Raw genomic sequence first — 12769 nt, 5'->3', positions numbered from 1 at the left:
TGAGAATCCCTGTGCATTTATGCCAGGGAGTCGTCAACTACAGTAGTTTCGTGGTAGTAACGCCATTACTTGTGAGTGGATTAGCTGGGCTGGTAAGAGAAGTAACTAACAGGTTCTTGTCCATAGCAGCAAGGCTGGCATCGGGAACAATATTATTAACACTGCTTGCCGTCTTAACACCAGTAACTGATTGAGTTGTACTGAGACTTAGAGGAGCAAAGAAACCGTTATTACCGTAGATGAGTATGTCATCATCGGTTTGACCACCAAAGTTCATCATACTAGAAATGGAACCGCCATTGATTAATGGATCGCTAGGGTTCGTCTTCGTGGTAGTTGGGGCGAGAATGCTGGCGCTAGTACCTGCTGGTAATTGGACAGCATTAGTGTTAGTTGCTGTCAAAATGCTGGTGCTAGTACCTGCTGGTGTCACAGGATTGTTGGCAGTAGTTGCTGTCAGAATGCTGGCGCTAGTACCTGCTGGTGACTGATTGGAAGTTGGAGTTGCTGATGCAGGAACAGTATTGTTTTGCACACCGGGCAAGTTCGGATTAATACTGCCAGTCATCGAATCGTCAGCATCAACAGAAACACCTGTTAACGGATCGATATTTGATGGAGTATTGAAGGCTTGAGGTAGGGCGCCGTTGTAGCTGTAGGAGACAAAACGAGAACTGTCAATTTGAGTGAATTGAACGTCTTTTAAGACGGCTAATTGTTCGCCACTGTCTGCAATGGTAATCAAAGAATCGTTGGTAAAACCGTTCGCACCTTGGGAAATCTTGATTTGGTCAAAGGTGAGATTGCCGTTGAGTCCGAGATAATCTCGATCGACTTGGAAGGAGAAAATCTGATCTACTCCGGCATTTGGCCCGATGACAAACAAATCGCTAGTGATGCCTCCAAACAGCGTATCTTCGCCATTTTCGCCGTTGAGGACGTTGTTACCTTCGCCACCATAGAGGAGGTCATTGCCGTCGTTACCGTTCAAGGTATCGTTGCCGCTACTGCCATTTAACAAGTCGTTGCCGCCCCCGCCATTCAGGATGTCGTCACCGGTACCAGCATCAAGACTGTCATCGCCTAAATCGCCGAACAGGTAGTCGTTTCCAACTTCTCCACTTAGCAAGTCGTTGCCACAACCGCCATCGAGGGTGTCGCGGCCAGCACCTCCCAGCATGGTGTCATCGTCGCATTGACCGAGTAATAAGTCGTTGCCGGCACCTCCTCCCATGAAGTCGTTCCCAAAACCACCGAACAGCGTATCGTTGCCAGAATCGCCTGTCAGGGTGTCGTCGCCGGAGTCGCCGTAAACTAAGTCGTTGCTGGCGCCGCCATCCATCAAGTCAGTTTCATCACCGCCGTAGAGGGTGTCTTCGCCAACTTCGCCGAAAATCGTGTCTTGCCCTTCACTGCCGGAAATTTGGTCATTTCCAGCGCCTCCGAACAGTTTGTCATCATCGATGCTGCCGTCGATTTTGTCGTCGCCAGCCCCTCCCAGTAATTGGTCGTTCCCTGTACCGCCGAAGAGTTCGTCGTTGCCGGCGCCGCCGTCGATGGTGTCGTAGCCGGAACCGCCGTCGATTTTGTCGTCGCCTGCTTCTCCGAAAATTTTGTCGTCGTCTTCGTTGCCCCAAACGTTGTCGTTGCCTGCGTTGGCGTTGATGAAGTCGTTGCCGGCTTGACCCCAAATGTTGTCGTTGCCGTCGCCGCCGAATACCGAGTCGTCGCCACTTCCGGCATCGATGTTGTCGTTGCCGGTTTGTCCGAAGATGGTGTCAATGTTGTCGCCGCCGTAAATTTCGTCGTTGCCGCGGCCGCCATCGATGAAATCTCGGTCTTCGCGGCCGTAGATTTCGTCGTCGCCGTCGTTGCCAAATACGGTGTCGTTGCCGGTTCCGCTGTCGATGAAGTCGTTGTCTTCGTTTCCTTGGATGCTGTCGTTGCCGGATTGACCGAAAATTCGATCGACTCCTTCACCACCAGACAAGGTATCGTTGTTTGCGCCGCCATCGATGAAGTCGTCACCGCTGTTACCTTCGGCGAAATCGTTGCCGTCGTTGCCGTAAAGTCGATCGCGCCCTGCGCCACCACTCAAGCTATCATCGCCTGCGTTGCCTTCTAGGTAGTCGTCTCCGTTGTTACCAAAGAGGGTATCAGTACCGATTTGACCGAAAAGTCGATCGTCCCCTTCGCCACCATCCAGACTGTCATTGCCGGCTTCACCCCAGAGAACGTCATCTCCGGTTTGTCCCAACAGCGTATCGTTGTTGTCACCGCCCCAGAGTTCGTCATTATCGGCATTGCCTTCTAAAAGGTCATCGCCTGCGCGGCCGTACAATTTATCGCGGCCGTCGTTGCCGAACAGAGTATCGTTTTCAGTACCGCCGTCAACCATGTCGTCACCGCTACCGCCGGAGAGAGTGTCTTTACCCGCTTCACCGTAAACGTTGTCGCTATCATTACCACCATCGAGAATGTCGTCGCCGGTGCCGCCGAACAGGGTATCGCTGCCGGATTCTCCTAGCAAACTGTCGCCGTCGTCGCCTCCCCAGAGAGTGTCGCTGTCGTTGCCACCGAGGATGGTATCGAGGCCTGCTTGTCCGTAGAGGCGATCGCTTCCTTCATTGCCCTGTAGCAAATCATTCCCCAAACCGCCATCGACAATATCGTCGCCGCGACTGCCGAGAACCGTATCGTCACCAGCTTGTCCGAACAAACTATCGTTATTGTCGCCACCGTCTAGGAAGTCGTTACCATCGCCGCCTTCGAGGGTGTCATTTTCGCTACCGCCATCGAGGGAGTCGTTACCGAGTTCGCCGAAAAGTCGGTCAGTTCCTGAGTTGCCTTCGAGGATGTCATCGCCACCGCTACCGTAGAGAGTATCGCTGTCAGATTGACCGAGAAGGGTATCGTTTCCTTCGCCGCCCAGCAGGGAATCATCGCCGGAACCGCCTTCTAGTAAGTCGCTGCCAGCTTGACCGTATAATGTATCGCGATCGTTCCCGCCGTAGAGACTGTCATTGCCATCGCCTGCATTCAGGATGTCATCGCCGTTTTCGCCGTAGAGGTAGTCATCGCCAGCTTGGGCGAATAAGGTGTCATTGTCTTGACCACCATAAAGTAGGTCGTTGCCACTGCCAGCATCAAGTAAATCTTTACCGTCGCCACCGTAGAGACTGTCATTACCTTCGGCTGCATCCAGGATGTCATTGCCAGATTCCCCAAACAGTTTGTCGTCGCCAGCTTTACCGAGTAAAGTGTCCTCGTCTTGACCACCATAAAGTAAGTCATTACCGCTGCCCGCATCAAGAAAGTCTTTGCCATCGGCCCCGTAGAGACTGTCATTGCCATCGCCTGCATTCAGGATGTCATTGCCCGCTTCCCCAAATAGGTTGTCATCGCCAGCTTGGGCTAATAAAGTGTCATCATCTTGACCACCCCAAAGTTGGTCGTTGCCAATACCCGCATCAAGGATATCTTTGCCGTCGCCACCGTAGAGATTGTCATTGCCTTCTGCTGCATTGAGGGAGTCGTTGCCGCCTTCCCCAAACAGGTTGTCATCGCCGGCTTTGCCGAGTAAAGTGTCATCGCCTTGACCTCCATAAAGTAGGTCGTTACCAATGCCAGCATCAAGGAAGTCTTTGCCGTCGCCACCGTAGAGTTTGTCGTTACCTTCTGCTGCATCGAGGGAGTCGTCGCCCGCTTCGCCGTAGAGGTTGTCGTCGCCTTCTTTACCGAGGAGGATGTCGGCATCGTCGCCGCCGTAGAGTTCGTCATTGCCGAGGCCTGCGTTGAGGGTGTCTTTGCCGGTGCCGCCGTAGAGGTAGTCGTTGCCGATGCCTGCATCTAGGGTGTCGTCGCCTGCATCGCCGCTGAGGGTGTCGTTGCCCGCTTCGCCGATGAGAGTGTCTTTGTCGTCGCCGCCGAACATTTCGTCGTCGCCGGTGCCACCGTATATGAGGTCGGTGTCTCCTTCTCCGTAGAGTTTGTCGTTGTCGCTTTCCCCGTAGATGGTGTCTTTGTCTTCGCCGCCGTAGATGTTGTCATTGCCTGCGCGTCCGTAGAGTTGGTCGTTGCCAGCATTGCCGTAGATGGTGTCGTTGCCGTAGCTGCTGTCGTTGCTGCCGCTGTCGCCGGAGACAAAATCATCGCCAGTACCTGCGTCTACGAAGTCGCTGCCGTCGCCGCCGTACACAAAGTCGTTGCCGGCTTCACCGTAGAGAGAGTCTTCTCCCTGATTGCCAAAAATCCTGTCGCTACCTGTACCGCCGGAAATTTCGTCATTGCCGAATTCGCCGTAAAGTTGGTCGTTGCCGTCGAGGCCCTTGATTTTATCGTCGCCGCTACCGCCAGTGAGAGTGTTGGCGTTTTTGTCGCCTGTAATGTCGTCGTTGAATTCGGAACCGACAACGTTTTCGACTCCGGTAATGGCATCATTTGCACCGGAACCGTCGGTGGCTGTACCTGTTTCGAGGTTGACGGTGACACCGTTGAAGTCGCGGCGGTAGCTGACAATATCTATGCCTTCTCCGCCATCAAAGCTGTCATTTCCTTGGTGGCCGATGAGGATGTCATTTCCGGCTAAGGCTTTGATTTGATTGTCTTTGCTGTTGCCAATCAGGATGTCATCAAAGCGTGTACCAGTGATGTCTTCTAAATTGGTTAGCTTGTCCGTGTTGCCGAAACCGTCTTTGGCTGCGCCGGAGTCGATTTCAAAGTCGCGTTCTAGGTCGGTGTAAAATTGGTCGGGGTTGGCTGGATTTACGGCTTGTCTCGCCCGTTGTCTTTTGTTGTGTTCGTAGGTTTGGCTTTCATCGATGTTGACAATGACTCCGTTTGGTGAGTTATCGTAGTTAACTCGATCGACTCCTTCACCGCCATCAATTAAATCATCGCCTGCTTCTGCTGTTAAGAAGTCATTGCCAGTACCGCCGTAAAGTTCGTCGTTGCCAGCATTGCCATTGAGAGTATCTTCGCCAGCTTGACCTAAAAGTACGTCGTCATCGGCCCCGCCAAACAGAGTATCTTTGCCATCGCCACCATCGATCAAGTCTTTGCCGTCTTCGCCAAACAGGGAGTCATCGCCAGCTTGTCCGAAAATATCGTCATCGTCGGCCCCGCCAAAAATCGTGTCTTGGTCATTGCCACCTTCCAGCCAGTCGTTGCCGGTGTTGCCTTCGATTAAGTCGCTGCCGGCTTGTCCGTAGATTTCGTCATCGCCTTCGTTGCCTTGGAGGTAGTCTTGGCCGTTGCCGCCATCAATGAAATCGTCGCCGGTGTTTCCTTGTTGGGTGTCGCTACCGTCGCCGCCGTAGAGGATGTCATCGCCTTCGTTGCCTTGGATTAAGTCGCGGCCGCTGCCACCTTCGGCGTAGTCTTCGCCTTCGTTGCCTTGGATGAAGTCGTTGCCAGCTTGGCCGTAGAGTTTGTCGTTGCCAGCATCGCCATTTAGGATGTCATCGCCTGTACCGCCATCGAGAATATCGTCATCATTTCCACCGCTGAGGATATCGTTGTCATCACCACCGTAGATGATGTCGCTTCCACCTTGACCGTAGAGTGTATCTTCACCCTGTTCGCCGTAAATGGTGTCGTGACCGTAACCACTATCGCCGGAAACCCAGTCTTTGCCTTTGCCAGCATAGATGATGTCGTCATCGTTACCGCCGTGAATGCTATCATCTCCGTCTTGTGAATAAATTATGTCTTTACCTTCACCTCCATTTATCGTGTCTTTACCTTCGCCTCCAATTATGGTGTCTTCATTATCACCCCCTTCGATAAAGTCATTACCATTGCCGCCATCTAAATAATCTTTGCCTGCGTTACCAACTAAAAGGTCTGAACCTCCTAGTCCATAAAAGTAGTCATTGCCTGCACCGCCACGCATTGTATCAGCATATCGTTGGGTTCCTGGTGCTACTGGCCCTACAAAAGGGGAAGATTCATGATTGGTTCCAAAGATCGCCTCAACATCAACTAAAACATCTTGATTTCCATAACCATCTGTGACCCGGTAAACAGCGGAACCACCTACAGTCCCTGCACTTACATTAATTGCTTTAGGGTCTTCTGAGTAATCAGCAATATCTGATCCAAATCCACCATCCAAAAAGTCGTAACCAGAGCCACCAACTAAAGTATCTAAGCCTGATTCTCCGTGTAAAACATCATTTTTTTCATTGCCAATTAACAAATCATCAGTTGAAAGCCCTTTCAGAAAATCACCTTTATCCGTGCCTATAAGCACACCTGATTGCCCATCATTAATGATTTGACCAGAAAAGTAAAATCCTTCGGGATGCAGTTGATAGAAAAAATCCTCAAAGCTCTTTTTGACATCCGGGTTAGGCAAATATTTTTTACTGAGGTCGTGGTCGCCAATAGACCTCAAGTTCCCAAGCTGGAAAGTATCCAATATTTTCTTCATTTTATCCCGATTTGATAGCCCAGAATTGTATTGCAAATCGGTAATTGGATCTTGACCTTCAATAAACGGAGCAATTTTGTTGTTTCCTAAAGACAAGGATGAATAGTTGGTTGGCGATCCAAGGGAAATAATTCTTACCTTCTCTTGGTTTAAATTACGCAGCCCATCCTCAATAAAAAAGTTACCCTGAGAGTGGCCAACAAATATTACTGATTGGTTATTATTTCCTAACCAATTAGTTGCACCTGTTAGAGTTCCGACATTATCTAACCATAATTCGTTGACCTTGGGACTAGCTGGAGAGTCCTTTTTATCTTCCCAGAATTGGCTAAGAGCTTCAGCGAGATCGCTAGCTGGATCTTTGCCTAACCTTGTAACTAAGTCATCCAGCTTTCCATAAAGATTCAGAAAATCTGCTATGGGAGCAATAGTATTCCCGTTAAGGAGAGTTAAATTTTTACCATCCTCATTAAGAAATTTTACTCCTTTATAGCCTTCATATGAATCTGAGATATTGTGATGTGCTGCAAAATCAGGAGCATTGTAACCAACACCAAGGAATGGGTCGTCGTCTATAGAAGGCTTTTTACCATTTATAGGAGGTAAAGAATCCCAAAAACTTCTAAAACCTTGAAGAGCGGTATCATATAAAATTGGCGAGAGAACGTTTCTCAAATTCTGAAAATTATCTAAAACTTCATCCACGCCTTGATCCCATCCATCTGTTACTTGGTCTTTGGTATTATTATGTGTTGCTACATAATTATCAATTGAACTGGGGATGCCTAGATTTAAATAGTCTAGAGAAAAGGTGTTAGATACGTTGTTTTTTTGCTTTTTGAAACCATCTGCATCTGTCCATATACCATTAACAAAGTAAACTCTTGTTTTCCCACGTTCCTCAATAAGATTTTTCAAAACCGCATCAGCATTCCAGGTGTAATCGTTTGAATTAGTAGCCATGATTATTGTCCTCTCGTAGTAGATACAAAGTGTGCTGAAAATTGACAAAAAGACTCCGCCGACACGCACAGACGTGTCACATTTACCGAATTTGCTCGCCTGAAAATTAGGGTCGATCGCCCTTCAAGTCATTTCAAGTCAGTTAAGGTATTGTTAAAAAGCTCGATCGCCCGCAACAACCGCAGACAACCGCTAAAACCGGATTAGCTTAAAACCCGTATATCTACGCAAAACATACTGAGTGCTCGTGCGTAAACATCGAAAAACATCGAAAAATCGTCAAACATACCCAAAACACCCCCGAAATTAATAAATTCAATGTTGAAGCGCGATCGCCCCAACCGCCTAACTGTCGCTTACATTTACTTATCAGGGCTGACTCCGTAGTTTTATGCAAAATCTCAATTTATTTTGAGAAAGTTCTGCAAAGACTCCGTGAAAGCACCGAAAAGAGCTGTTTTGGGAGTTGAAGGGCGATCGCCGCAACCGCCTAACTGTTGCTTACATTTACTTATCAGGGCTGACTCGGTAGTTTTATGCAAAACTCAACTTTTTTTTGGTAAAGCTTTGTAAAGACTCCGTGGAAGCACAGAAACAGAGGTTAGGACTGATGCGCGGGTGGCCAGAAACCGGGTTTTTACGAAAATTATTCGCTGTTAGCAGGAGATTAGGCTAAAAACCCGGTTTCTTGAGCTTGGTGCGTCAGTCCTCATTTACTTATCAGGGCGGACTCGGTAGTTTTATGCAAAACTCAACTTTTTTTTGGTAAAGCTTTGTAAAGACTCCGTGAAAGCATCGAAACAGAGGTTAGGACTGATGCGCGGGTGGCCAGAAACCGGGTTTTTACGAAAATTATTCGCTGTTACCAAGAGATTAGGCTAAAAACCCGGTTTCTTGAGCTTGGTGCGTCAGTCCTCATTTACTTATCAGGGCGACTCGGTAGTTTTATGCAAAACTCAACTTTTTTTTGGTAAAGCTTTGTAAAGACTGCGTGGAAGCACTGAACAAGTTTGCCGCTGCGGTTTAGTGCCTCTCACCGAGAAGGGTTTTGGTCTTTAGAACCATCGACTCAAGACATTACAACGGAAAGCAGAAATACTTTTCCCAGCCTCTTTGTAGGTTGAGGAAATAATAGCAAATGACTGATTCCATACCCAACGGACACGATCGCAAGCTGGCGCTACATGACTTTCTTGTTTTTGGCTGGGATACATTGTGAACTACCCGCCAGCAATCGGAGTACCGATATGCTGGTGGCTTCCCAATTCAAGGGCAACCGCCGCCACAGCAGTAGACTTACGCCCATACTGTTTTGGTCTTACATTGCCTCCAAGGGCAGTAACGCTGGTTCCCAACGCCAATAAACGTAAGCCTTCATTTCTGATATTGATGGCTGCGTTAATGTCTCTGTCGTGCCGCTTAGAGCAGTGGGGACAATTGAACTCACGCACAGACAGATCCATTTTTGGCAGCAACAGTAAAGTCTCAGAGCAAAGATGTGATGACGGAAAAAATCGACCTACCTCTAGGTAAACTTTACCCTCGGCTTCTGCTTTGTATTTGAGCATTGTACAGAACATTCCCCAGCCAGCATCAGATATCGATTTAGCCAAACAATGATTCTTCACCATGTTCTTTACCGCCAGATTTTCTACGACAATGATTTGGTTTTCATCGACTATCTTACGGGATAGTTTATGTCGGAAATCTTCACGAACTCTAGCAATTTTCGAGTGGACTTTGGCTACAGCCAATTTAGCCTTGCGGCGTTTAGCGGTTGTCTTATCTTTTTTGCGAGATAACTTACGTTGTTTGCGTTTCAGGTTCCGCTCATGCTTTTTAAGATGTCGAGGATTTTGGTATTTAGAGCCTTCAGATGTGACAACAAAGTCGAGTAGACCTATATCTAGACCGATTGCCTTACCATCCTCCTTTATGGCTGGTTTATCAGCCCCATCATCCATCAACAGCGATGCGTAGTAACGACCATCAGGCATCTTAGATACCGTAACAGTTTTCACGCTACCCACCAATTCACGATGAATTTTAGCCCTAACTACTCCAAGATTGCCAGGGAACTTAATCTGATCATCGCCCAAAACTTTAACGTTCTGCGGAAATTGAATCGACTGTTTTCCGTGGCGTTTCTTGAAAGTTGGATAAAGGGCGCGACCATCAAAGAAGTTGATAAACGCCTGAGACAAATTCAGTACCGAGGACTGAAGGCACTGAGAGTAACACTCTTTAAGCCATTCAAACTCAGTTTTCCAGACCGGAATCTGTTTCTTCATTGTGAGGGCAGAGATTCCTTTCCCAGTTTCTTTGTAGGTCTGGGACATGGTAGCCAATGATTGATTCCACACCCACCGAACACAGCCAAATGCTTGCGCTAGATGGCTTTGTTGTTCTTCGCTGGGATAGATTCTGACTTTGACTGCCTTCAACACAATGTTTTTTATCACGCCAATAGAACCCTGATAACACAGGCGCGAAAACTAGGCAAGGGTGAAGATTTGCTCATCTCCTCATCCACCCGACCGCTTGCTGAGAGCGTCGCTTGTCAGATTCTGGTCGGGTGGAATCGTCGCTTCGCTCGCCTTTCATCCCACACCAACCGAGTACGGTATGGTGTGGGGATTCCCGTCTGTTTAGCTAACTTTGACTGCTTTTAACACCACGAAAGTAATCGCCCTATAAATCTCACAAATACCAAGAGCAGCTAAGGGATTTTGTTTGTCTCGCCATCCACCCACCACTTGCCAATATCTGCGATTGTCGGACAACTGGGTGAGTGTAATCCTCGCCTCACTTGCTTTTCATCCGCGCGCCAACCTCAAAGTTCTATGGCGCTAGGGATGAACAGCAGTTTAGCTAAAATTTACACCACCACCAGCGGCGCGCTCTTAACTAAAAACCAGCCTGCTGTTTATTTCTCGCCTGCTCAACCTCTGATTTTTGTGTCGAAATCCCGTTTTTTGCAGGTGCTGCTTAATATCCTTGATTTAGGGAAATTTTTAGATGGGATTACCATCAGACGATCTACAATATAAGATCAAGTAACTGCAATTTTTCCCAAACGGGCGATCGTCGGCGGCAGAAATGTCAACTCCGGTTCGTGAGTTAAGTTTGGCAAGAAAACTTTGCACGTGTTAAATCAAGCTTTCAAGTTCGATGAGTCAAATCACCCAATCTATGAAACGCTCTTTCGCAGGCAAGACAGACACAGGGCTAGTTCGTTCCGTAAATCAGGATTCGTACTACATAGACTCTGACGGGCGATTTTTCATAGTTGCCGACGGTATGGGAGGACACGCCGGAGGTCAAGAAGCCAGTCGGATTGCGACTCAAGCTATTCAATCTTATTTAATCGAACATTGGGAAGAACCGGAGGATTCTCCGCTGTTATTGGAAAAGGCTTTTTTAATTGCTAATCAAGCGATTTTGACGGATCAGCTCAAGCACCCCGAGCGTGCTGATATGGGGACTACGGCTGTGGTTCTCATCTTTAGGGATGAGGGCAGACCTTGGTGCGCTAATATCGGAGACTCTCGCTTGTACCGCCTCCACGGATCTCGCTTGGAGCAGATTACTGAAGACCAGACTTGGGTGGCTCAGGCTGTCAAACGAAAGGCGCTGACTCCGGAACAGGCTCGCACTCATCCTTGGCGTCACGTTTTGTCTCAGTGTTTGGGCCGCGACGATTTGCGCGAAATAGATATTTTGCCGGTGGATGTGAAGCCCGGGGATCGCTTGCTGCTGTGCAGTGACGGCTTGACTGAGGAACTTTCCGATCCTTTGATTGCTTCGCCTCTCAAGTCGATTCGCGCCTGCGAGGGCGCCACCACAGCTTTGATTGAAGCTGCTAAGGATAAAGGCGGACGCGATAATATTACGGTGGTGATCGTGACGATCGACCTCAAATAATATCCTCGCCTCCTGGCACACCTAAAAATCTCTCAATCTCCCAATCTCCCAATCCAAAAATCTCAAATCTAAAATCTAAAATCTAAAATCGAATGGTTCGCGTTATCGGCTTGATCAGCGGCACCTCAGTGGATGGCATTGATGCTGCGTTGGTGGATGTGGTAGGTTCCCAAACAGACTTGAAAGTGAATTTGGTGGCGGGTAAGACTTTCCCTTATCCGCCTGCTTTGCGATCGCAAATTCTCTCGGTTTGCAGCGGCTCACCTTTGTCAATGGCTGAACTCGCCGAATTAGATGACTCGATCGCCCAAGAGTTTGCGACGGCGGCCTTGACAATTCAAGCGGAACACGATCGAGCAGAATTAATCGGCTCTCACGGCCAAACTGTCTACCACCGACCCCCGCGGAATACGGAAAACAGCAGAGAGGGCGCAACACCGTTCCCCAAATCGTTGATGGGCTACAGCTTGCAACTCGGGCGGGGAGCCCTAATTGCCCAGTTGACAGGCATTACTACTGTCAGCAACTTTAGACCCGCCGACATTGCAGCAGGGGGTCAAGGAGCGCCCTTAGTGCCAATAGTTGATGCCTGCCTGCTGGCAGAACCCAACCGCAGCCTCTGCATCCAAAATCTCGGTGGTATTGGCAATGTTACCTATCTCCCAGCTACTCGAAAGCAGGGAAATCATGACGAATCTGAGATTTACACTCTGGGAGAAGGGATCTTGGGGTGGGATACAGGCCCGGCAAATTCTCTGTTAGATTTGGCAGTGCAGCACTTCTCGGGCGACACTTTGGCGATCGACTCTGGTGGATCTTGGGCATCAACGGGTACTCCCTGTGAAGCTTTGGTCGAAACTTGGCTTTCTCAAGATTTTTTTGCTCAACCACCTCCAAAATCTACAGGGCGAGAGTTATTTGGTGTAGACTATTTTGACCGGTGTTTGCTTGAGGCCAAGCCTTACAACCTCAGTCCTGCTGATGTCCTGGCTACTTTGACAGAACTGACTGTTGTCTCGATAGTGAACAGTTACCAAAATTTTTTGCCGGCTATGCCCGATCGAGTTTTACTGTGCGGGGGCGGCAGCCACAATATCTACTTAAAACGCCGATTGCAATCTCAATTGCATCCTGTGCAAGTGTTGACTACTTCTGAGGCAGGCTTGAGTGTAGATTTTAAAGAGGCGATCGCTTTCGCGGTTTTAGCCGAATGGCGGGTGCGGGGCATTCCCGGCAATCTGCCTCAAGTTACTGGTGCGATCGCTCCGGTACTTTTAGGAGAAATTAACTCTTGTTGGCACAGTTTGGCGTGATAGCATAGACTCTGAGGGACAACGGCTGTGCGTTGTTGCACCAGCATTGTAGCCAGCAGGAAAAGCATAGGAACAGCACTGTGGCTCACACGTTTTTAATGGAATCTGGCCAATGGACGCTCGAAGGAAGTTGGAT

The 12769-nt window shown here is 48.7% G+C and carries 5 protein-coding genes; 2 read left to right on the top strand and 3 right to left on the bottom strand.

Going from position 1 to position 12769, the window contains the following annotated elements; genetic code table 11:
- Positions 1 to 37 precede the first annotated feature (37 nt).
- From QZW47_RS28320 to QZW47_RS28315, 3 genes are all read right to left on the bottom strand, one after another.
- Entirely contained in the window at positions 38 to 7396 is a 7359-nt protein-coding gene (locus QZW47_RS28320) for a hypothetical protein (protein WP_293135195.1), read from the bottom strand.
- 1055 nt (positions 7397 to 8451) lie between these two features.
- Positions 8452 to 8610: a helix-turn-helix domain-containing protein gene (locus QZW47_RS30275; protein WP_366930941.1), complete on the bottom strand. Its 159-nt coding sequence runs from the start codon at positions 8608 to 8610 to the stop codon at positions 8452 to 8454.
- Positions 8611 to 8616: 6 nt separating this feature from the next.
- Complete coding sequence (locus QZW47_RS28315; RefSeq protein WP_293135269.1) at positions 8617 to 9843, bottom strand: RNA-guided endonuclease TnpB family protein; 1227 nt, start codon at positions 9841 to 9843, stop codon at positions 8617 to 8619.
- 745 nt (positions 9844 to 10588) lie between these two features.
- Here QZW47_RS28315 and QZW47_RS28310 point away from each other — a divergent pair.
- Positions 10589 to 11320 carry a PP2C family serine/threonine-protein phosphatase gene (locus QZW47_RS28310; RefSeq protein ID WP_293135192.1) on the top strand — a complete coding sequence of 244 codons (732 nt, stop codon included), beginning with the start codon at positions 10589 to 10591 and terminating at the stop codon, positions 11318 to 11320.
- A 92-nt stretch (positions 11321 to 11412) separates the two neighbouring features.
- On the top strand, positions 11413 to 12633 hold the full coding sequence (locus QZW47_RS28305) for an anhydro-N-acetylmuramic acid kinase (protein WP_293135189.1): 1221 nt from the start codon (positions 11413 to 11415) through the stop codon (positions 12631 to 12633).
- Positions 12634 to 12769: the final 136 nt, after the last annotated feature.

The organism is Microcoleus sp. bin38.metabat.b11b12b14.051 (assembly GCF_013299165.1).
Taxonomy (GTDB): Bacteria; Cyanobacteriota; Cyanobacteriia; order Cyanobacteriales; family Microcoleaceae; genus Microcoleus.
This window is presented reverse-complemented; position numbering and strand designations above follow the sequence as displayed.

Bases quoted from the DNA above. Each gene is read 5' to 3' on its own strand.
- QZW47_RS30275 (WP_366930941.1), bottom strand. From the start codon at position 8,610: ATGTATCCCAGCCAAAAACAAGAAAGTCATGTAGCGCCAGCTTGCGAT.
- QZW47_RS28305 (WP_293135189.1), top strand. From the start codon at position 11,413: ATGGTTCGCGTTATCGGCTTGATCAGCGGCACCTCAGTGGATGGCATT.
- QZW47_RS28310 (WP_293135192.1), top strand. From the start codon at position 10,589: ATGAAACGCTCTTTCGCAGGCAAGACAGACACAGGGCTAGTTCGTTCC.
- QZW47_RS28320 (WP_293135195.1), bottom strand. From the start codon at position 7,396: ATGGCTACTAATTCAAACGATTACACCTGGAATGCTGATGCGGTTTTG.